Source organism: Streptomyces sp. NPDC090798 (assembly GCF_044768965.1).
Classification (GTDB): Bacteria; Actinomycetota; Actinomycetes; order Streptomycetales; family Streptomycetaceae; genus Streptomyces.
This window is the reverse complement of record NZ_JBIVXA010000023.1, coordinates 142,287-162,187: the sequence shown is the minus strand read 5'-3', so window position 1 is coordinate 162,187 and position 19,901 is coordinate 142,287. Positions and strand designations below refer to the sequence as shown.

Annotated in this window: 18 protein-coding genes; 9 read left to right on the top strand and 9 right to left on the bottom strand. The window is 69.1% G+C overall.

Features of this window, described 5'->3' with window-relative positions; all coding sequences use genetic code 11:
* Window positions 1-3 precede the first annotated feature (3 nt).
* Window positions 4-762 (bottom strand): SDR family NAD(P)-dependent oxidoreductase, encoded by a 759-nt coding sequence (locus tag ACIQTP_RS37220; protein WP_403408302.1) that lies wholly within the window; start codon window positions 760-762, stop codon window positions 4-6.
* A gap of 99 nt (window positions 763-861) precedes the next feature.
* Window positions 862-2,064: a mandelate racemase/muconate lactonizing enzyme family protein gene (locus tag ACIQTP_RS37215; protein ID WP_403408300.1), complete on the bottom strand. Its 1,203-nt coding sequence runs from the start codon at window positions 2,062-2,064 to the stop codon at window positions 862-864.
* Window positions 2,065-2,201: 137 nt separating this feature from the next.
* On the opposite strand from ACIQTP_RS37215, the gene ACIQTP_RS37210 reads away from it, so the two are divergent.
* From ACIQTP_RS37210 to ACIQTP_RS37195, 4 genes are all read left to right on the top strand, one after another.
* Complete coding sequence (locus ACIQTP_RS37210; protein WP_403408298.1) at window positions 2,202-3,134, top strand: LysR family transcriptional regulator; 933 nt, start codon at window positions 2,202-2,204, stop codon at window positions 3,132-3,134.
* 149 nt (window positions 3,135-3,283) lie between these two features.
* Window positions 3,284-4,162: an SMP-30/gluconolactonase/LRE family protein gene (locus ACIQTP_RS37205; protein WP_403408296.1), complete on the top strand. Its 879-nt coding sequence runs from the start codon at window positions 3,284-3,286 to the stop codon at window positions 4,160-4,162.
* A 313-nt stretch (window positions 4,163-4,475) separates the two neighbouring features.
* Complete coding sequence (locus ACIQTP_RS37200) at window positions 4,476-5,993, top strand: UxaA family hydrolase (protein WP_403408294.1); 1,518 nt, start codon at window positions 4,476-4,478, stop codon at window positions 5,991-5,993.
* Between the two features lie 136 nt (window positions 5,994-6,129).
* Entirely contained in the window at window positions 6,130-6,891 is a 762-nt protein-coding gene (locus tag ACIQTP_RS37195) for an SDR family NAD(P)-dependent oxidoreductase (RefSeq protein WP_403408292.1), read from the top strand.
* A gap of 500 nt (window positions 6,892-7,391) precedes the next feature.
* Here ACIQTP_RS37195 and ACIQTP_RS37190 read toward each other — a convergent pair whose 3' ends face one another.
* The gene (locus ACIQTP_RS37190) at window positions 7,392-8,819 is read right to left on the bottom strand and encodes an alkaline phosphatase family protein (RefSeq protein ID WP_403408290.1); all 1,428 of its coding nucleotides are present in this window, start codon (window positions 8,817-8,819) and stop codon (window positions 7,392-7,394) included.
* Between the two features lie 215 nt (window positions 8,820-9,034).
* Window positions 9,035-9,772 (bottom strand): SAM-dependent methyltransferase, encoded by a 738-nt coding sequence (locus ACIQTP_RS37185; protein ID WP_403408288.1) that lies wholly within the window; start codon window positions 9,770-9,772, stop codon window positions 9,035-9,037.
* A 330-nt stretch (window positions 9,773-10,102) separates the two neighbouring features.
* On the opposite strand from ACIQTP_RS37185, the gene ACIQTP_RS37180 reads away from it, so the two are divergent.
* Window positions 10,103-12,025 carry a glycoside hydrolase family 5 protein gene (locus tag ACIQTP_RS37180; protein WP_403408286.1) on the top strand — a complete coding sequence of 641 codons (1,923 nt, stop codon included), beginning with the start codon at window positions 10,103-10,105 and terminating at the stop codon, window positions 12,023-12,025.
* A gap of 250 nt (window positions 12,026-12,275) precedes the next feature.
* Window positions 12,276-13,466: an MFS transporter gene (locus tag ACIQTP_RS37175; protein ID WP_403408284.1), complete on the top strand. Its 1,191-nt coding sequence runs from the start codon at window positions 12,276-12,278 to the stop codon at window positions 13,464-13,466.
* A gap of 100 nt (window positions 13,467-13,566) precedes the next feature.
* Here ACIQTP_RS37175 and ACIQTP_RS37170 read toward each other — a convergent pair whose 3' ends face one another.
* Window positions 13,567-13,806 (bottom strand): hypothetical protein, encoded by a 240-nt coding sequence (locus ACIQTP_RS37170; protein WP_403408282.1) that lies wholly within the window; start codon window positions 13,804-13,806, stop codon window positions 13,567-13,569.
* Window positions 13,807-14,005: 199 nt separating this feature from the next.
* Window positions 14,006-15,175 carry an acyltransferase family protein gene (locus tag ACIQTP_RS37165; RefSeq protein ID WP_403408280.1) on the bottom strand — a complete coding sequence of 390 codons (1,170 nt, stop codon included), beginning with the start codon at window positions 15,173-15,175 and terminating at the stop codon, window positions 14,006-14,008.
* A gap of 261 nt (window positions 15,176-15,436) precedes the next feature.
* Here ACIQTP_RS37165 and ACIQTP_RS37160 point away from each other — a divergent pair, with 261 nt between their 5' ends.
* The gene (locus ACIQTP_RS37160) at window positions 15,437-16,414 is read left to right on the top strand and encodes a phosphotransferase enzyme family protein (protein ID WP_403408278.1); all 978 of its coding nucleotides are present in this window, start codon (window positions 15,437-15,439) and stop codon (window positions 16,412-16,414) included.
* A 13-nt stretch (window positions 16,415-16,427) separates the two neighbouring features.
* On the opposite strand, the gene ACIQTP_RS37155 is transcribed toward ACIQTP_RS37160, so the two are convergent.
* From ACIQTP_RS37155 to ACIQTP_RS37145, 3 genes are all read right to left on the bottom strand, one after another.
* Window positions 16,428-17,528 carry a winged helix DNA-binding domain-containing protein gene (locus tag ACIQTP_RS37155; protein ID WP_403408276.1) on the bottom strand — a complete coding sequence of 367 codons (1,101 nt, stop codon included), beginning with the start codon at window positions 17,526-17,528 and terminating at the stop codon, window positions 16,428-16,430.
* Complete coding sequence (locus ACIQTP_RS37150; RefSeq protein ID WP_403408274.1) at window positions 17,525-17,719, bottom strand: hypothetical protein; 195 nt, start codon at window positions 17,717-17,719, stop codon at window positions 17,525-17,527. The genes ACIQTP_RS37155 and ACIQTP_RS37150 overlap by 4 nt, the downstream gene beginning before the upstream one ends.
* 115 nt (window positions 17,720-17,834) lie before the next feature.
* Entirely contained in the window at window positions 17,835-18,515 is a 681-nt protein-coding gene (locus ACIQTP_RS37145; protein ID WP_403408272.1) for a DinB family protein, read from the bottom strand.
* A gap of 62 nt (window positions 18,516-18,577) precedes the next feature.
* Between ACIQTP_RS37145 and ACIQTP_RS37140 the strand changes: the two genes are divergently transcribed.
* Window positions 18,578-19,618, top strand: a complete 1,041-nt coding sequence (locus ACIQTP_RS37140; protein ID WP_403408270.1) for a helix-turn-helix transcriptional regulator — start codon at window positions 18,578-18,580, stop codon at window positions 19,616-19,618.
* 89 nt (window positions 19,619-19,707) lie between these two features.
* Window positions 19,708-19,869, top strand: a complete 162-nt coding sequence (locus ACIQTP_RS37135; RefSeq protein ID WP_403408268.1) for a hypothetical protein — start codon at window positions 19,708-19,710, stop codon at window positions 19,867-19,869.
* The last annotated feature ends 32 nt before the right edge of the window (window positions 19,870-19,901 follow it).

The following is a 19,901-nucleotide window of genomic DNA, read 5'->3' as shown; positions in this document are numbered from 1 at the left end:
CGGTCACTGCGCGATCTGACCGCCGTCGACGAGAAGGGTCTGCCCGGTCACCGCGGTCGCGTCGAGCGCCACGAACGTCACGGCTGCCGCGATCTCCTCGGCCTGCAGCAGCCGGCGCATCGGGATCTGGTCGATCCACTGCGCCATCCGCTGCGGATCGTCCATCCCGACCGTGTCGAGGATGGGAGTGCGGGTCCTTCCCGGCGCGATGGCGTTGACCCGGACCCCGTACTGTGCCCACTCGACCGCGAGTGACCTCGCCATCTGGGCCACCCCAGCCTTCGCCACGTCGTAGGCGACGTGATACTCGGGATTGGAGCCGATGAAGCCGGCAATGGAGGATATGTTCACGATCGATCCGGACCGTCGGCGCACAAAGTGCCTGCCGAACTCGCGGCAGGCCACGAAGGTGCCGGTCAGGTCGACGCCGAGAATGCGGTTCCACACCTCGTCCGACACATCGAGGGCGGCGTCCTCGTGGGCGATACCCGCGTTGTTGACCAGAACATCGACACGGCCGAAGCGCCGCACGACCTCGTCCGCCGCCGCCGCGACGGCACGGGGATCGGACACGTCCAGGGGCAGGAATTCACCGCCCAGCTCCTTGGCCGCCACCGTGCCGGTCTCCGTGTTGCGGTCGGTGACGACGACCCGTACACCACGGGCCGCGAGAGCCGTGGCAATGGCGCGCCCGATCCCCTGGCCCGCGCCGGTGACGACAGCCACTCTCTCGTCGGTGTGCCTCTGGTGCGACTCGGACATCTCGTTCCCTCCGTCGGTGGATCCGTGGGCGGCCTTCGCGGGCCGCCGGGCTCATCTCATGGGGTGCGCGCCGCGCAAGGGCACTGCGTGCACCGGCCGTCACAGCGTCTTGGCGGACCCGACTCCGGGGATCTGCCAACGCACACGCGCGGCCGGCTCGATCGCGGTCGAGGCACCTGGACTGTGCGGACGCTCCATGAGCCCCTCGCGTACGACGCTGCGCTCGACGAAGGCTTCTTGCGTCCATGGAATGAACTCGACGAGTGGAGGTACCTCGGACAGGACCGTGCCCACCAAGTGCTGGTGCACCTGCATCATGTCGCCGGCGTGCGGTGCCAGGCGCAAGCCCCGCGCCGCCGCATGCCCCGCGATCTGCAGCCACTCGGTCACACCGCCGACTCGGGTGACGTCGACCTGCACGACCCGGATGGCGTCGGCCGCCATGAAGGAGGCGAACTGGTGGTAGGAGTAGATGCTTTCACCGGCCGCCACGTCCAGCCTCGTCGACGACTGGAGGCGGACGTGGGCCTGAAGGTCGTCGGCGTGGAACGGCTCTTCGACCCAGTCCATCGCCGCGTCCTCCAGGGCCGGCATGATCTGGTTCGCCGTCGACAAGTCCCAGCGTTGATTGGCGTCGCACATCAAGGTCACGTCATCTCCGAGCGCCCGGCGGACAGCGCGCACTCGTCGGGCGTCCTCCCGCCAGTCGGGACGCCCCACCTTGATCTTCACCCGAGACCAGCCGTGGTCGACCAGCGAGGTGAGGTCCCGCACCAGTTCACTGTCGGAGAGGTTGAGCCAGCCCGCGTCGGTGTTGTACGCCTCGACGCTCTCCTGCGTGCCGCCCAGAAGCCGCCACAGGGGCATGCCCGCCCGCTGTGCTGCGAGGTCCCACAGAGCGATGTCGACCATGGCCAAAGCCATGTGGACGACGCCGGCGCGGCCCATCCAGTGGGTGGGGAGCCAATACAGGCGTTTCCACGTGCCCAGGATGTCCTCCGACGAGGTGTCCAGCAGGGCGTCGGCATAGTAGGAGAGGATCACGTCGGAGAGGAGCTCGGGCGCGCAGTGAACACCGGAGATCCCTGTCCCGACGCGGCCGTCGGCGGTGCGGATCTCGACCACGGGCACCGTCCAATGCGCCATGGCGGCGGTGGAGTCCGCGATGGGGCGCTTCAGGGGCACGGCGAGGGCATAGGTCTCAACGGAGGTGATCACCGCGCCGTCGTCGCCGCGAAGGAGGTCCGCTCCGTGCGCGGACAGCAGTCCTCGGGCGGTGCCGAAGGAAGTTTGATCGGTCATTGTTCCAGTCGGCCATGGCCGTCGGAACTCGTCAACCGCGAAATGCGAATACGGATGATCTGCCGCGCAGATGGAACGCTGTCCGAAGGAATAGTTCACCGGCAGTGGTCCCACTGTGGAGCGAGGAGGTTCGGCCAATGACTCTCGAACTGGCCTGGTTGCGTACGTGGATCGAGGTCGTGGATGCCGGCGGCTTTACCCGAGCTGCCGAAAAGATGCATTTGTCGCAGCCGCGCGTGTCGGCGCACATTGCGAACCTGGAACGTGAACTCGGCTGCCTGCTGATCGAACGTCGCATAAGACCGCTCACCCTCACCGACGACGGACGTGCCCTGCTGGCCCGGGCGCGGGCGGTTCTCGCGGCCGCCGACGAATTGGTCACCGCGCGCCAGACCGACCTGGGCAACATCACGGGAACCGTCACGGTCGCGAGTTTCGCCAGCGGAAGTTCGGAATTTCTCCCGGCGGTCATCACGGCACTGCAGAAGGCGCACCCGCAGATCCGCGTCGCGGTCCTGGACGGAGACGTTGGCTTCATCGAGGCGGCCCTGTCCGAGCGTCAGGTCTCAGTGGCGCTGCGCCCGATCCGGCCCGAACCCCACGATCATGCGTTCACCATGCGTCCGTTGTGGCGTGAGCCCTTCGTCGTGCTCGCTCCTACCGGACATCCCTTGCTCGAGAAGAACGAGGTCGATCTGGGAGACTTCTCGGACCAGCGCGTCATCACGATCGGTAATCCGCTCGCCAATACGGTCGTCGGTTACGAGGCCGAGGTCGAGTTGAGCATCAAGGACCTGGTCGCGCCGTACGGAACCGTGTCCCATCAGCCGACCACACTCGGCGCCATGGTGCGCGCCGGACACGGACTCGGCATCATCAACTACCTGGGTGCGGTGATGATCCAGCGCGAGGGGATGGAGATGCGTCCCATTCGCAACCTCAACCGATATCGGGACGTGGGAATTTGGTGGCACTCGGAGCGCCCCCTCGGCGCAGCCGCACAGGCGTTCATTCGAGCGGTGGTACAGGCGCCGAGACCTGAAGGCACGACCGCTGTCCCACCGGTTTAGTGGGCTCGGATCCATTCGCGGAACGAATGCCCCTCATCCGTGAATCGCCATTGACGATCACAGGTGACCGGGGTGAGGTTGGTCGGAAGTCGCCTGCCACGGGACGGCAGTCGGGTTCTTGGCTGTGGAAGGTAACGAGCGGAGTCGCAATGGCCAATGTCCGAACGTACTCGAATGTTGATGTGGCAGTGCGCAGCGAGACGTCAGACGTAGGTGAGGGGCCGGTGTTCGATCCCCGCACCGGACATCTCCTCTGGGTCGACATCTACGGCCGCAAGGTGTTCGAAGACGATCTGTCCACCGGCCGTCAGACCGTCACGGATGTCGGCATGATGGTCGGCGCGGTCGCGCCCCGCGACGCACACGACGGCTTCGCCGTCGCGGTGGCGGATGGGTTCGGTTTCGTCTCCGGCACCGGGCTGACGCTGGTGGATCGTGTGCTGCCCGAACCGAACCTTCGGATGAACGACGGCAAGGTGGACTCCCACGGCAGATTCTGGGCCGGCAGCAACGACATGGAGTTCGCGCCGGGCCAGGGTCGGCTGCACCGTTGGGACGGTGACGCGCCCAGCGTAGTGGTCGCGGACGGTCTCGTGCTGCCGAACGGGTTGGGCTGGAACTCCGAGGACACCGTCATGTACCTCGCCGACAGCTACGCCAATCTGCTGTACCGGGCGGACTTTCACGCCGAGTCGGGAGAACTGGGCCGGCTGGAGGTGCTGGCGAAGACCGAGGGAACCGGCGTTCCCGATGGTCTTGCCGTTGACGTGGAGGGGTGCTTCTGGATAGCCATGCACGGGGGGCGCGAAGTGCGCCGGTACGACCCGACGGGGCGTGTCGTCGGAGTCGTTCCGGTGCCCGTCCTGCAACCGACCAGTTGCGCTTTCGGTTCGGACGGCCGCTTGTTCATCACCTCCGCCCGCAACGGGCTGTCCGCAGAGGAGTTGGAGAGGTCCCCGCTGTCCGGGTCCGTGTTCGTCGTCGAGGCCGGTACGGCGGGAGTCCCGGTCCGGCCGTTCCGATCCTGACGGAACCATCGGTGGCACGGGTACTGACAACCACCTGGGGAGACTGTCGGCGTGGTCCGGCAAGTCGCGAGCCATTGCCGTTTCATGGCACCCAGAGGTCGTGATCGCGGAATGGGTGGAAGACGTCTCGGCGGTCCTGGCGTACGCACACAACCGGGAGCAGTTGGAACACGCGACACGGCCTCAAAACCTCACTGGTCATACATATTCCGAATGATTCACCATCGATAACCGTCTTTCCCTCAGGCGGCATCGGAGTCATACGGTCGATGACGTGAACAGTGAAGTTCGTGATCCAGTGGAGCCGGAACCAGTGGCAGCCGTCCGGCCGCTGGTGCCCCGACCCGGCCTGGACGACATAGGACTGCTCCTCCGAGATGTACCGCGGGGAACTCCCATCGAGATCGCCGACGGCACGACACCAGCAGTCGAGGACATCGGCGCCGGACACAAGGTTGCGCTGCACGACATTCCGAAGGACGCTCCGGTCAACAAATACGGCGAAGTGATTGGCGTGGCCCTGGCCGACATCCCCGCGGGCGCGCACGTCCATGTACACAACCTGGGAGTCGGCCGGTGGGAAGAGCCGGTTGTGTACGCGTCGCCGACGCGCACGCAGCCGGCCGGTGCAGCCCCTACTCCTACACGGGACCACTTTCTCGGATACCGCCGGGTGGACGGCCGTGCGGCCACCCGGAACTACATCGTCGTGGTCCCGACCGTGAACTGCTCCGCCACGGTGGCCCGGATGATTGCACAGCGGGCCGACGACACGCACAGGGGGACACCTGGCCTCGACGGCATCATCGCGCTCCCCCACGACCTGGGCTGCGGAATGGCGAAAAATACTCCGGGTGACGATATCCTGCGGCGCACTCTGCGTGGCTATCTCGGGCATGCGAACGTCGCAGCGGGCCTCCTGATCAGTCTCGGCTGCGAGGTGAACCAGCCTGAGAACATTCTCAGTGACGACCTGCGAACCGAGACGCTCACCATTCAGGAACTCGGCGGCACCGCGCCGACGGTGAACGCGGCGCTCGACCACATCTCGAACCTGGTGTCGCGCATCGCGGAGTCGCGCCGCACACCGATCCCGCTCGCGGAACTGACTCTGGGGCTCCAGTGCGGCGGCAGCGACGCCTACTCCGGGCTGACCGCCAACCCCACACTCGGTGTGGCGGCCGACCTGCTCGTCGCGGCCGGTGGGAAGGTCGTTCTCGGCGAGACCCCGGAGATATACGGGGCCCACCACCTGCTGCGTGACAGGGCATCGAACCCTGAGGCGGCGGCGCGTATCGACGAACTCATCGCCTGGTGGCAGGAGTACGCGGCCGGCAACGGCGCGACTCTCGACAACAACCCCTCACAGGGCAACCGGGCAGGTGGGATCACAACCATATGGGAGAAGTCGCTGGGCGCGGTGCTCAAGTCCGGGACCAGTCCCCTGAACGACGTCGTCGGATACGGGGAGCCGGTCACCGCACCGGGCCTGACGTTCATGGACACTCCCGGGTACGACCCGGTGTCGGCCACCGGCATGGTCGCCGGTGGCGCCAATCTGCTTGCCTTCACCACCGGACGCGGCTCGTTGTTCGGCTCTCGCCCCGTCCCCTGTCTGAAGATCAGCACCACCAGCTGGCTGTATGAGCGGATGAGCGGCGACATCGACTTCGACGCCGGGCCGGCCATGAGCCACCCGGACCAAGTCACGTACGGCGCCGCTCTGTTCGAGGCCCTCGTGGACATGGCCTCCGGTGCCGAGAGCACGTCCGAGGCGCTCGGATTCGGGACGGAAGAGATAGTCCCCTGGCGCATGGGAGCGGTCCTTTGACGGGAACCCGCGTTCCGGGACGTTCGGCGAGGTAACGCATTTCCCCCATGTGCGGCGGGCGACAACAGGGGCCGCCGCACGGCCACCCGTTCCCTTTCGAAACGCGGGATCTCCGCACTCAACGAAGGATCGCGGCATGACGTTTCAGAACAGGACCGCCATCGTCACCGGCTCCGCCTCGGGAATCGGACGGGCCACCGCCTTGCGGCTGGCCGGTGACGGTTTCGCGGTAGCCCTGCTGGACCTGGACCGAACAGGCCTGTCCCGGACCCGGAGCCTGATCGAGGAGGAGAAAGGCACGGCCCACGAGGTTCCGGTGGACCTGCGTCGACCCGAAGACGTCGTCGCAGCGGTGGACGCCGCCGTGAGTGGTCTGGGTTCTCCGGCCGTTTTGGTGAACGTGGCGGGAGTCGGCGTGGCGGCGAACGTGCTGGAGACCACCGACAGGGACTGGGACCAGGTGCTGGGAGTGAACCTCACGGGCCCGTTCTTGGTGACTCGAGCCGTCCTCCCGCACATGATCTCGGGCGGCGCGGGTGTGATCGTGAACATCGCTTCCGTCGGTGGACAGGTGGGCCTCGCACGGCGCGCGGCATACTGCGCGTCGAAGGCGGGGCTGGTCGGGCTGACGCGCGCCGTCGCGGTGGACCACGCCAAAGATGGCGTGCGCTGTGTGGCAGTCTGCCCCGGAACGGTCGAGACGGAGTGGATCGACAAGATCCTCGCCGATGCCCCCGATCCCGCCGCGGCCCGCGCGGCGATGGCGGCCCGACAACTCGACGCCCGGCTCGGCACCCCCCAGGAGGTCGCCGCACTCGTGGCCTTTGTAGCAGGAGCCCAGGGCCGCTTCATCAATGGTGCCGCGTTGACGATCGACGGTGGGATGACGGCAGCCTAGGTCCTGTCGTCAGATTCCCGTCGTCCGCCTGGAGGGCGGGCCCTGCGGCGTCAGGTGCGTGCTCTCGGTGTGCCGGGCACAGGCCCAACAGACGGCGGGCGGCGAAGTCGGCCGGAGACGTCTCCAAGGCGGCATGGTGGCGTGCGCCTTCGTGGCGTCGGCCGTCCGCGAGGCAGAACTTGACCACGTATTTGGGCGGCCGCTGCGGTGCCGGCGTCCGCGAACGCTCCACCACCGCGGCGAGCCGCGCAACGGCGGCGCCGCCGAGGCCCTCCGGGGTCCCCGGTACAGCCCGCCGCCGCTGCGCCGGCTTCGTACGGACGGGGCTCGTCCTGTGGTGCGCGGCGGGAGTGCTGGCCGGCGTTGTGAACCGGATGCCGCTCACTGGGGCTCTCATGCACTGCTACGTCCCCTCCCTGGGGCTCCCGTTGCCGGGCGTCGAGCCCGCACACCGCACGGCCGCCGTCACCGGCCTGCTCCGGGCCGGGGACGCGCCGCCGTCAGACGTGCGGCCGGTCTCCCGTCTCCTGGTGCGGGAACGACTGGTCGGCACCCGGAAAGGTGGGTGCGGGCAGTGTCGCCACTTGCTCCTTCGCCTTCTCCAGTTGCCGCGCCGTGTCGTCGGGCAGGAGCGGCGGCAGCGGCTGTGGCCGCGTGAAGCGGAAGGCCGAGGTGAAGTCGCCGAAGGCCGCGCGGCGCCAGGCGCTGATGTTCGGCTCCTGGACTCCGGTGAACTGTTCCAGGAACCGCAGGGCCGAGGTGTGGTCGAAGGCCTCCGAGGCCACCCAGCCGCCGACCGTCCAGGGCGAGACGATGATCGCGGGGACGCGGAAGCCGCCTCCGATGGGCTGTCCCTGGACGAACTCGTCGGCGGTTCCGGCCGGAGGCGTCGGCGGCGGCACATGGTCGAACAGGCCGTCGTTCTCGTCGTAGTTCAGGATGAACGCGGTCTTGCCCCAGACCTTCGGGTTGGAGGCGATCGCCTCGATCTTCGAGGCGACGAAATCGGCGCCCGCGGCGGGCAGGTAGTCCGGGTGCTCGGACTGGAAGCTCGTCGGCATGATCCACGACACGGCCGGCAGCCGGTCGTTGCGCGCGTCGTCCTCGAACGTGCCCTCCGGCTGCGGGCGCAGGCCGCGCTCGTAGAGGTCGGACCCCGGCGCCGCCGCGCGGAAGTTCGCGAACTGCTCCAGCATGTTGCAGTCGTAGTCGTCGTCCTGCTGGTACACCTTCCAGCTGATCCCGGCCGTCTGGAGCCGTTCCGCGTACGTCGTCCACCGGTACGGCGTGGGGGCCGTGTTGGCGAGGACCGGGCCGCCCTGCGTGCCGCCGGGGTCGAGGGTGCCGGTCATCCAGTACAGCCGGTTGGGCCAGGTCGGCCCGAACACCGAGCAGAAGTAGTGGTCGCAGATGGTGAACGTCTCGGCGAGGGCGAACTGGAAGGGGATGTCCTCGCGGGTGTAGTAGCCCATGACGTACGGGCCGTTGACGCCGTCCGCCTTGCGGTGGGCCGGGAGCCAGCGGTCCATCTTCCCGCCGTTCCACGCCTCGTGCTGCACCGACCAGGCATGACTGGTGGACGGGATCGCCTGGGCGCTGGAGGCGTGGGTGTCGAGGTGGAAGGGGAGCAGGTATCCCTTCGGGTTCACGGCGTCGGGCTGGTAGAAGACCGACCGGCCGGTGTCGAGCTTCAGCGCGGCGGGGTCGGCGAAGCCGCGGACGCCGGACAGCGTGCCGAAGTAGTGGTCGAAGGACCGGTTCTCCTGCATCAGCATGACGACGTGCTCGATGTCACGGAGCGAGCCATGTTCCCGTGGCCCGGCCGCGACGGCCTTCTGGACGCTCGGCGGAAGGAGGGAGAGTGCAGCGGCGCCGCCCAGTAAACCGGCGGCGGAACCCAGGAGTCTGCGGCGAGTCAACCCTGTCATGAACACCCCTTCTTGAGGTTGCGTCATCTCTCCGGCACGCAGGCCGGTCCGCACGCGGACCGACCTGCTGGATCACTCTGCTCGGAGGCACCGGCGTGGGGGCGGAGGCGCACGGTGATCATGGAGACAATGTGCGGCGAAGGGCTGGCTGGGCGACGACCGGCATGGACGGTGTCGCGGGGGCACGGGGATTCACCGAACCGGCGAGGACGGCTTCAGTCGGACGTCCGGCGCAGGATCAGGCAGACGAAGCCGAAGGCGTCCCTGTAGACACGCAGCCATTCGGTACGGTGGGTGGTGGCTGCCGCCAGCGCCTGGGAACTGTCCGGATCATCGGGGTGGTCCAAGGCCCATGAAGCCAGTGACCCCGTCCATGCCCATTCGTAGTCGTCGAGCTCCCGGCGCGTGCTGACGTGCCCGTCGACGGGTGTCCATCCGTCAGAGGTGACGCGGTCCACGGTGGTCGGCAGGTCGGCGAGGTCGCCGAGCATCTCCACGGCGTCGGGGGAAGGCTCCTGTGACCAGAATCCGTCACCGACCAGGACGCGTCCGCCGGGAGCCAGGTGCTTGCGTGCCGCCTCGAGGGTGGCGAGCAGACCGCCGAAGGCATGCGTGGCGCCGACGCTGATCACCAGGTCGAATGTGTGGGGGGCAGCGAAGTCCGCGGCATCCTCGCGATGGAGGACGAGGCGCTCCTGCATGCCGAGGACGCTCGCGGTCCTCCGAGCATGTGCCAGCGCGCTCTCGGAGATGTCGACACCCTCGGCCCGCAGTTGCGGATGCGTGGCCAGGGCGCGCAGGAGCCACTCCGCGCCACCGCAGCCGAGGTCGAGTACACGAGCGCCGCCTCGTGGGATGCCGCGTTCCAGCAGTCGGCGCACCGAGTCGTCGTCGAGCGGGGCCGCGATCGGATGATCCGCATGGGCAAGCCTGGAGATCTGTTCACGGTTCACCGGCGGAGCCTGGCACGGGCAGAGGCCGCGCGCACCTGCTTTTCCTCCTGGGCCGCACCGAACGGATCGGACAGATCGGATGGATTCGACGGATCGGACGGACGGGGGCGGCGTCGACTCGGCGAAGGACGGCCGCAACAACTGGGTTCCACCCGGCCGCGGTCCATTCATAGGCCGCCGGCCGCCGCCAATTATAGGCTGGCGGCCGCCGCGAAGACGGTGCCCAGGTGCGGCCTTGGTGTCACCCTGGAAGGGCGCCACCCGCCCAGGCGCTCGTCCGTCGCGACACCGACTCGTCAGCTTCACCCCAGCGCTCCCACAGAGGACCGGATGCCGACCATTCGTATACTTGTCAAGTACCTGACATCAGCGGCAGTTCTCGCGCTGCTGACCACGGCGCCGACGGCGGTTGCCGCCGTCCCGGAGCCTGTCGCCGCCAAGACCCTCCCCCAGACCACAGCCGCGGCGGCCGACACCTGGCAGCCGCCGCTGTCGACCCAGGGCCGGTACATCGTCGACGCCCGGGGAAACCGGTTCCGGCTGAAGTCGGCCAACTGGGACGGCGCGCAGGGCTCATGGACCGGAAGCGGCAGCATCACCGACCCCGCCAACCACCACGCCGGCCAGGACTCCTACGGCATCCCTCTCGGCCTCGACCGTGCCCCGCTGCCCGAACTGCTCGCCGACTTCCACGAACTCGGCATCAACAGCATCCGGCTGCCGTTCTCCAACGAGATGATCCACGCGACAGCACCCGTGCCGGACGTGGCCGTCGCCGCCAATCCGCAACTGCGCGGCAGAACGCCCCTGCAGATCTACGACGCCGTCGTGGCCGCCCTCACCCAGGACGGGTTCGCGGTCGTCCTCAACAACCATACGAACACCTCCCGTTGGTGCTGCGGCATCGACGGCAACGAACGGTGGAACAGCAGCCAGTCCGCCCAGCAGTGGACGGACGACTGGGTCTTCATGGCCCGCCGATACGCCACCGACTCCCGCGTCGTGGGCGCCGACCTCTACAACGAGGTACGCCGCGACGTACTGGACGACCCCAACTGGGGCGCGGGCGACGCCCACGACTGGTACGCCGCCGCCCAACAAGCCGCCGACCGCATCCTCACCGAGGCCAACCCCAACCTCCTCATCGTCATCGAGGGCATCAACTGGACCGGCATACCCGTCGACGGGCTACCGCACGACCGCCCCACCCTCACCCCCGTTCGGACCCTTTCGCACACCCTCGTGGACGCCCACAAGCTGGTCTACTCCGCCCACTTCTACGGCTACACCGGCCCCCACCACAGCGGCGCCACCGGAATCGGCGAGACCCACGACGCCCGCTACCAGGACCTGACCCGCGACCAGCTGTACCAGGCCCTCGCCGACCAGGCCTTCTTCGTCACCACGGAAGGGCAGCACTACACCGCGCCGGTGTGGATCAGCGAATTCGGCATCGGCGCCAATGAGACGGGCACCGCGGCCCGCACCTGGTTCGGCAACATCACCGACTACTTCGCCGACCATGACGCCGACTTCGCCTACTGGCCCCTGGTCGGCTGGGAGGGCCACGACGACTGGGCCCTGCTGCGCTACGACACCGCGGGGCGACGGTACGGCATCCTCGACCAAGGCGACTGGCGCGGCACCGCCTGGAGCCACCTCATGACCTCTCCCACACGTACCGGGACCATCACGCCGGTCCCTGTCTGGCGCATGCTCACCACCGACCACGGCGACCAAGTGCAGTCTCTGCGGGTACGGTCCGGCGGCGACTGGGATTCGGGGGCCTACAAGGCCGCCTGCCCCGACGGCCTGCGGCTGATCGGCCTCAGCCACACGTCCGGGCGCGGCCTGTGCACCGACATCGCCGCCGGCGACCTGCGGACCGCGGGCAACGCCCAGACGGTCGTCACCGACGAACGTCACGTCCCCGCGGGCGGCGACTGGGCCAGTGGCTACACCAAACTCCAGTGCCCTGCGGGGCAGTTCCTCATCGGCTACAGCCGCCGCGACGACCGCTTGTCCGCGGCCCTGTGCGCGCCCGGCCGCGCCCCGCTGGGGGCTACCGGACGGACTGTCTGGTTCGACCGCTCCGACAACCGGCCCGCCGACCTGGCGGGCGGCGACTTCGCCTACGGCGCGTACAAGGGCCAGTGTTCCGCCGACGAGTACGCCGCCGGTATCGCCTTCACCACCCGCGTGGGCAGCACCGCGGGCCCCGCCGCCCTGTTGTGCAGTCCGCTGAAGCCCTGAACCCTTCGCCTCCGGATCGCCGCAGATGGGTGAGGCCGAAGGTCACGCGCCCCCAGTGGCCGGCCCGGAGAGATCCGCTCTCCGGGCCGACCACATGCGGGTCCACCTCAATGACGACCTGAGCTACCGAACGGCGTAGCCGGAACCTGCCACCACGGGTGCCACGTCGGCTCGCGGGAATGCAATCGAGCGGGGCGCGCCGGGCACGCCGGACCGGCCCGGGGCCATTTGCGGGGTTACCGTCGGCGGCATGGACGGTGATCGCCAAGGGTGGCGCCAGTGTTTGCTCAGCGGGGCGGTGTTCGCCGTGTGCATGGCCGGCACCACGCTGCCGACTCCCCTCTACGGCCTCTACCAGGAGAAGTTCGGGTTCTCCGAGCTGACGGTCACCGTCGTGTACGCCGTGTACGCCTTCGGGGTCATCGGCGTGCTGCTGCTGACGGGGAACTCCTCGGACGCCGTGGGCAGACGTCCGCTGCTCCTGTGGGGCCTGGCATTCTCCGCGGCGAGCGCCGTCTGTTTCCTGTGCGCCACCGGGCTGGGCTGGCTGTACGCGGGGCGGCTGCTGTCGGGACTGTCCGCCGGTCTGTTCACCGGGGCTGCCACGGCGTACGTGATGGAGTTGGCACCGTACGGCGGCGCCTCCCGGGCCACGTTCGTGGCGACGGCCGCCAACATGGGCGGCCTCGGTTGCGGCCCGCTGCTCTCCGGAGTGCTCGCGCAGTACGCCGCCTGGCCTCTGTACCTCCCGTTCGCCGTGCATCTCGCCCTGGTGGCCTGCTCGGCCGGCGTCCTGGTGTGGCTTCCGGAGACCGTGCGGGAACGGCAGCCGCTGAGCTCCGTACGGCCGCAACGGCCCGGCCTGCCCGCGCAGGTGCGGGCGGTGTTCGGGCCGGCGGCGATCGCCTCGTTCGTGGGGTTCGCGCTGTTCGGGGTGTTCACGTCGGTCAGCCCGGCGTTCCTCGCGCAGTCGCTGAACGTGCACGACCTCGCCGTGAGCGGGCTGGTCGTCGCACTGGCCTTCTTCGCCTCGACCGCGGGGCAGCTCGCCATCGGCCGGGTCGGGGTGGGGCGATCGCTGCCCCTGGGCTGTGCCGCACTCCTCGCCGGGCTGGCGCTGCTGGCGGGCGCGCTGCGGTGGGACCTGCTGGTGCTGGTGGTGCTGAGCGCGCTCGTCGGCGGGGGCGGGCAGGGGCTGGCGTTTCGCGGGGCGCTGTCCGCGGTGGCCGGGGCGTCTCCCGCGGACCGGCGCGCCGCGGTGATCTCGATGCTGTTCGTGGTGGCCTACGCGGGCATCTCGGTGCCGGTGATCGGTGTGGGGCTGCTGACGGGTCCGATCGGTCTGGAGGGCGCGGGGCTGGTGTTCATCGCGTGCATGGCCGTCCTGGTCTCGACCGCGGCCGTGTACCTGCTGCGGCGGCCGGTACCGGCGAAGACGTGAGCGCGTTCGGACGCGGTGTCGTATGCGACCTGTTCCTGTCTGCGCGTTGGGCCACGCCCACTGCCCGATCTGACATGTTCGGCGCGGAAGGGCTCCCTGGTCAGGTGGGATTCGATTCGGACGGCGGCGACGGTGACGGCGTAGGGATCCGGCTCTCGCTGCGCGGGGGATCCGCCGGGCCCGGGCTCGCCGGCTCGTTGCCGAAGGCGCGGCGTGCGAGGGTGTCGCGCAGTGTCGCCAGCCGGTTGATCTCGGCGTCGAGGGCGGCCAGTCCGCGGCCGACAACGCCGGAGGCGGGCGCACCGGGTTCGACGACGGTGCGGGGCAGGGCTGCGGTCATGTGCGGCCTCCTGGGCGGGTTCGGGGCGGCGGCGCCACGCAGGTCCGCCGCCGGAGTGCGCTGACGCTAAACCCTGACGCGTACGTCAAGGTCAAGCCCGACCCTGTTCACATCCTGCCCCCGCTACCGAATCCGGCCCCTTCGACACTCAGATGTCGAAGGGGCCGGAAGCATGTGCAGCCCTCCAGGTGACGAGAGCTCAGGCGCGGCGTGATCGGCTGAATCGGCGTACGAGTGGGGCCTCGACCAGGGCGTAGAGCGCCCAGGACAGCAGGACCGTGACGGCGGCCGTGCCGACCAGCATCGCGACGCCTGTCGCGGTCGAGTACATCTCGTGGGTGCCGAGGGCCTTTCGGAGCGTGGACAGCGCTGTGTAGTGCAGGAGGTAGAAGGCGAAGGAGATCTCGCCCAGCCAGACCATCGTGCGGTTCCGGAACAAGGTGAAGCGGCCCTCGATGTCCGCGGTGGCCGCGGCGGCGATCAGCAGCGCGATCGGCAGGATCATCGCGGCGCGCTGACCGTAGAGATAGGGCACATGGAAGGTCAGCACGTACCCGCCGGCCAGCAGCAGGCTCGACCAGAACATGCCGATGTTCCGCCAGCGCCCGTGCTTCACCGCGAGCGCCACCAGGATGCCGAGGGCGAAGTCGACCATACGGACCGGGGGCAGCACGTAGCTGAACCAGTACTGCGAGACCGAGAGGTCCTGGCCGCTGGGCACCCGTGGGGTCTTCGGGAACAGGGCGTACGCCAGCGCGGGGGTGGCCCACACCGCGGCGATCGCTCCGGTGATCCAGTACTTGAGGTGACGGGCGTCGATACGCCTGAAGATACTCAGCAGCAGGGGGAAGCTCAGGTAGAAGACGGCTTCCACGGCCAGCGACCAACTCGGAGAGTCGACACTGAAGTTGGTGAAGTAGCTGGGCACCCACACCTGCACCATGAACAGGTTGGCGAGGGAGACATGGGTGGAGGTGTAGGAACTGGCGAACAGCAGCATGGCAAGCGCCCAGGCGACCACGTAGTTCGGGTAGATCTTGACGAACCTGCGCCGCCAGAACCCCGTCGTGGTGTCGCCGCGCCGTGCCGACCAGGTCAGTACAAAACCGCTGAGCACGAAGAAGAACGACACGCCGAGGCCGCCCGCCTGCGAGGTCCAGTCGGCGAGGCGGTATTCGGTGCGGTCGTCGGACAGCAGCCGCAGCGGGGGTATCGGAAGGAAGGCGTGGTGGGCGAACACGGCCAGCGCGGCGGGGAACCGCAGGCCGGTGAGGGAGGGCAGCCGGGAGACGCGGGGGCGCTTCGGCTCGGCGGCTTCGCCGCTCTCGTCGGCCGGCGCGGAGCCGGTCAGTACTTGCTCAGTGGCCACGGGATTTCCTTTCTCGAGTGTCGTCCCGCAGCGGCCCGGTCCTTTGAGGTATGCGAGATGGGTGCTGTCCGGCGAAGGGGGTGACGCGGCGGGTTGGGGGTGAACGACGGCCTGGGGAGAGGCGGCCCGCTCTTTGTACAGGCGCATGCTCGTGGCTCACTCAAGAGTTGTTGTTGGATTGAGCTCGTTCGGCTTGCGGTGAGGTCGACTCGACCGGCCCGACCGCGAAGCCTCGTCATCAGCGTCCGGAGAGGTTCCTGAATGCGCTTCACAGCCGACTTCATCGCGGAGACCTACCAACTCGGCGCCGGACCATGGGCGCTGACACCCGTCACCCGTGGCGCGCTGGGCCAGATCTGGAGGTTCTCCGGGAACGGCTCCTCATGGGCGGTGAAGGAGCTCCTCTTCGGCTGCGATGAGGAACAGGTCCGCCGGGAAGCCGCGTTACGGCAGGCCGCGGAGGACCTGGGGATCGCGTCACCGCGGCTCTTCCCCAATCGCCACGGTGCCTACGTCTCACACGTCACCGCTTCTTCGGGCGGGTCCTACGTGAAGCTGTACGACTGGATCGACGGCGCCAAGGCGGACGCGTCCGATCCGGGCATCCTGGACTGGTTCGGCCGGACCATGGCCCTCCTCCACACGGCAGGACAGGGCGCGAGTGAGACGCCGGATTCCTGGTACGAGCGGTGCCCTCAGGACGTCGAGTGGAAGGCCCTGCACAAGCAGGTTCGTCAGGCCGGCCTGCCGTGGGCGGAGGAGTTGGGGCGATTCATCGACACTTCCGCGGGAGAGTTGGCTCGCTGGGTGACACCGGCCGACGCAGGCGATCTGGTGACCTCGCATCTTGACCTGCAGCCCCAGAACGTTCTGGTGGGCCGGGACGGTCCGGTCCTCCTCGACTGGGACAACGCCGGGGTCACCTCGGCGGAACGCGAGTTCGCACGCGCCGTGTACGTATGGTCGGGCGGCAACCACGTGGACATCGATTCCGCCCGGCGGCTGGCGCGGGCTTATCGGAGTGCCGGAGGCGGTGCCGCCATCACGGGTCCGCGGTCGTTCTCGATGCTCTTCGCGACGGCCCTGAACTTCGTCCACGTACAGGCCGAGTGCGCCATCGACCGGACCGTGACCGCCGCGCAGCGCGAGTTCGCAAGCAGGCAGGTCGTCGCTTCCTTGCGCGGCATGCCGGACCTGGAGGTCGTGTCCCGGCTGGCCGCGCTCGATGCCGTGCGGTGACCAGGTGTGCCGCTCAGCCAGGAGCCGCGGCAACCCGTACGCGATGGCTCTCGCTGTCGGAGAGGAACGACGCCAGTTCCCGCCCCTGTTCGGCGACGGCGGTGCGCTCGACCGAGGAGAAGCGGCGCAGTGGCGTGACGTTCACGGCGCCTGCCTCGACGTTCCAGGTCGCGGCGACCCGGCCGTCGACGAGGACGACGCGGGCGCCCGCGACCGACAGCCCGCGGTGGGCGTCGCCGACGATCCGGCCGCGGTCGTGGTAGCCGAGGAGCGCGTTGTCGAACGCCGGCAGGAACCGGACCGGGGCGGGTGTGTCGGGGTCGGGGCGCGGCATGTCGGGGAGGTCCAGCAGTTCCCGGCCTCGCTCGTCGCGGAAGGTGACCAGCTCCTCGCGTACCGCGGCCACCGCGGCCGGCAGCCCAGCGAGGCCGCACCAGGCGCGCAGGTCAGCCGAGGCGGCGGGGCCGAACGCGGCCAGATAGCGCCGTACGAGCGCCTGGCCCACGGGATCGGAGCCGTCCTGGGTCGGCGGGTCGATCTCGCGGCCCAGCCAGGACGAGAGCGGCACGTTGCGCACTCCCGCCTTCGTGCGCCACAGCCCGCGCGGTGGCAGTTGTGCCATCGGGACGAGGGCGGCGATCAGCATCTCCCCCAGGGCCCGCGGTCCCGGTGCCGGCCAGCGCTCGGCGAGCGCCCGCGCGAGCTCGGTCATCGAGCGGGGCTCGTCGTCGGCCATCACCGCCCGGCCCGCTGCCGCGAGTTCGTCGAGGTCTACGCCGTCCAGCTCGCGGCGGTAGGTGCCGAGCACCCGTTGGCGCAGCATGGCGTCGTGGCGGGACCGCCAGGCCAGGGCGTCGTCGGCGGTGAGGAGGTGGACGGTGCGGCGCATGAGATGGGTCCGCACCACACTCCGCCCGGTCAGCAGGTCCGAGAGTCCCGCCGGGTCGAACGCCCGCAGCCGGGACCAGAGCCCGACGAACGGCTCCTGCGGTTCCTGTGCCTGGAGACCGCACAAGTGCGCGACGGCGTCGAGGACCGGTAGGTCGGCGTGATCGAGCAGCAGTTGTCGGGCGAGCGTCGCGCGATTGAGGGCCCGGGTGTCGAGAACGGTCATCGGGTCACGCCGCCGCAGGCTCGTCGGCCGATCGCCGGCGCGGTGACGCGCGGGGTGATGGGTGTGGGGTGTCCCATGGTGCGGGGGCCGATGACGGCCGCGCTGCCGACGATCTCCTCCGACTCACTGCCGGTGCCCAGGCAGTAGGGACTGACGTGGATGCCGGTCCGCCCCTTTTCGCGCATCTTCACGGTGACTCCTTTCCCTTCGATTCCGTTCAGGTGTTGATCGATTCCGTGCGGTCCCGCGGTCGGGACCGGGCGGCGGCCGGCGGGCAGCCGCCGCCCGGTCGACGTCCGTCACCGGTCAGGTCGACGTCTGCCCGTCGAGCGTCTCGCGCAGGATGTCCGCGTGCCCGGCGTGCTGGGCGGTCTCGGCGATGACGTGCATCAGCACCCGTCGCACGCTGCGCACCGCTCCAGGCTCGTTCCAGGGCGCCTCCGGCAGCGGGTGTGTCGTGGACAGGTCGGGCAGGGAGGCGATGACCTTCTCGCTCCGGGCGGCGACCTGCTCGTAGCGCTCGACAATCCCTGCCAGCGTCTCGCCGGGCAGCATCCGGAAGTCGTTCTGGTGGTCGATCGCCCACTGCGGGAACTCGCGTGCGGTACCGGCCGTCAGGTCGGCCCAGGTGACACCGTCGGGCAGGTCGAAGCGCATCGCCGACGGACCGTCGACCGCGAAGCGCATCCATGCCTCCTCGATGGACGCGACGTGCTTGATCAGGCCGCCCAGACACAGCGCGCTGACCGTCGGTTGCTCGCCGGCCTGTTCGTCACTGAGCCCGCGCGTCGTGTTGGTCAGGACGGCTCGCGCGGTCGCGAGCTGGGCGAGCAGGTCGGCCCGCTCGTCGTCGAGCGTGGAGGACGTGGAGGACGTGGAGGGCGTGGAGGGCGTGGAGGGGGTAGCGGGCGTGGTCGTGACGGTCACGGTGATCGGGTCCTTCTCTTCGCTGGTGTTGTCCTGCTGTTCATCGCTGTTGTCCGGCATGGAAGAACAGTCGCAGGAGAAGCGGTCAGGTCGTGTCCGCTTCTCGAGGCAACATGGGAGTCATGCAGAAGACCTCAGCGCGGCTGCTGTCGCTGCTCTCGCTGCTCCAGGCACGCCGGGACTGGCCGGGGGCCCTGCTGGCCGACCGGTTGGACGTCAGCCCGCGCACCGTGCGCCGCGACGTCGACCGCCTGCGCGAGCTCGGCTACCCCATCGTGGCCACCAAGGGCCCCGACGGGGGGTACCGGCTCGACGCCGGCACACAACTGCCCCCGTTGCTGTTCGACGACGACCAGGCCGTCGCCCTCGCCGTCGCGCTCCAGATCGCCACCACCACCGGCGCCGGGATCGAGGAGGCCGCGGCGCGCGCACTGAACACCGTCCGCCAGGTCATGCCCGCACGGCTGCGCCGCCGCATCGAAACCCTCCGGATCACCGCCGTCGAGCGGCCCGTGGCCCGGCCTGACCCACAGGTCGACAGCAGCGTGCTCATGACGCTCGGCGACGCCGTCCACGCCCGCGAAGTGCTGCGCTTCGACTACACCCCCGCGTCCTCAGCGGGAACCGGCGACGGCGACCCCGCCGACGCCCCGCCGCGCCGGGTACAGCCCCACCACCTCGTCACCTGGGGCGGACGCTGGTACCTCGTCGCCTGGGACCTCGACCGCGACGACTGGCGCACCTTCCGTGCCGACCGGATCAGCCCGCGCACCCCCACGGGCCCCCGTTTCACCCCACGAAAACTGCCCGGCGGGAACGTGGCCGCCTTCGTGACCAGCAGGTTCCGGGGCGCGGACGGCTCCGGCGGCGCGGACGGGTCCGGCGGGTCCGGCGACTGGCCTTGCCGAGGCGAGGTGATCCTCGACCTCCCCGCCGACGTCGTCCTGCGTCACACCCGTGAGGGCATCGTCGAGGAAGTCAGCCCGGACCGCTGCCGCCTCGTCCTGGGCTCCTGGTCGTGGGCCGGCCTGGCGGCCACCCTCGGAAGGTTCGACGCCGACATCGAGGTCGTCGGGCCGGCCGAACTCAAGGACGCCTTCGCGCACTTGGCCCGCCGCTACGCCAACGCCGCGACCAACATACTGGCGCAGGAAACCCAATAGAACAAAACCGATCATTTACGTCAGAACGCCATCCAAACGACACCCGGATCCGTATCTGATTCAAGGCACATCCCACTGGGAGGAATGCCATGGCCATCTTCAGCGATCTCTTCCCTGCCAGACACGGTGACCACGACCACGACCACGACCACGGGAGGGACGACCACTCGGGTCACGACGAGCACTCGATGAACAGGCATCACGGCCGTCACTCCGACTTCGAGGACCACCGGTCCGGTCACGACGAGTGAAAGCCGGAGCGGACCGGCGTCCGGAGGACCGA

Excerpts from the sequence above, each read along its gene's own strand:
- ACIQTP_RS37220 (WP_403408302.1), bottom strand. The coding sequence starts at position 762 with ATGTCCGAGTCGCACCAGAGGCACACCGACGAGAGAGTGGCTGTCGTC.
- ACIQTP_RS37215 (WP_403408300.1), bottom strand. The coding sequence starts at position 2,064 with ATGACCGATCAAACTTCCTTCGGCACCGCCCGAGGACTGCTGTCCGCG.
- ACIQTP_RS37210 (WP_403408298.1), top strand. The coding sequence starts at position 2,202 with ATGACTCTCGAACTGGCCTGGTTGCGTACGTGGATCGAGGTCGTGGAT.
- ACIQTP_RS37205 (WP_403408296.1), top strand. The coding sequence starts at position 3,284 with ATGGCCAATGTCCGAACGTACTCGAATGTTGATGTGGCAGTGCGCAGC.
- ACIQTP_RS37195 (WP_403408292.1), top strand. The coding sequence starts at position 6,130 with ATGACGTTTCAGAACAGGACCGCCATCGTCACCGGCTCCGCCTCGGGA.
- ACIQTP_RS37190 (WP_403408290.1), bottom strand. The coding sequence starts at position 8,819 with ATGACAGGGTTGACTCGCCGCAGACTCCTGGGTTCCGCCGCCGGTTTA.
- ACIQTP_RS37180 (WP_403408286.1), top strand. The coding sequence starts at position 10,103 with ATGCCGACCATTCGTATACTTGTCAAGTACCTGACATCAGCGGCAGTT.
- ACIQTP_RS37175 (WP_403408284.1), top strand. The coding sequence starts at position 12,276 with ATGGACGGTGATCGCCAAGGGTGGCGCCAGTGTTTGCTCAGCGGGGCG.
- ACIQTP_RS37170 (WP_403408282.1), bottom strand. The coding sequence starts at position 13,806 with ATGACCGCAGCCCTGCCCCGCACCGTCGTCGAACCCGGTGCGCCCGCC.
- ACIQTP_RS37160 (WP_403408278.1), top strand. The coding sequence starts at position 15,437 with ATGCGCTTCACAGCCGACTTCATCGCGGAGACCTACCAACTCGGCGCC.
- ACIQTP_RS37155 (WP_403408276.1), bottom strand. The coding sequence starts at position 17,528 with ATGACCGTTCTCGACACCCGGGCCCTCAATCGCGCGACGCTCGCCCGA.
- ACIQTP_RS37145 (WP_403408272.1), bottom strand. The coding sequence starts at position 18,515 with ATGCCGGACAACAGCGATGAACAGCAGGACAACACCAGCGAAGAGAAG.
- ACIQTP_RS37140 (WP_403408270.1), top strand. The coding sequence starts at position 18,578 with ATGCAGAAGACCTCAGCGCGGCTGCTGTCGCTGCTCTCGCTGCTCCAG.
- ACIQTP_RS37135 (WP_403408268.1), top strand. The coding sequence starts at position 19,708 with ATGGCCATCTTCAGCGATCTCTTCCCTGCCAGACACGGTGACCACGAC.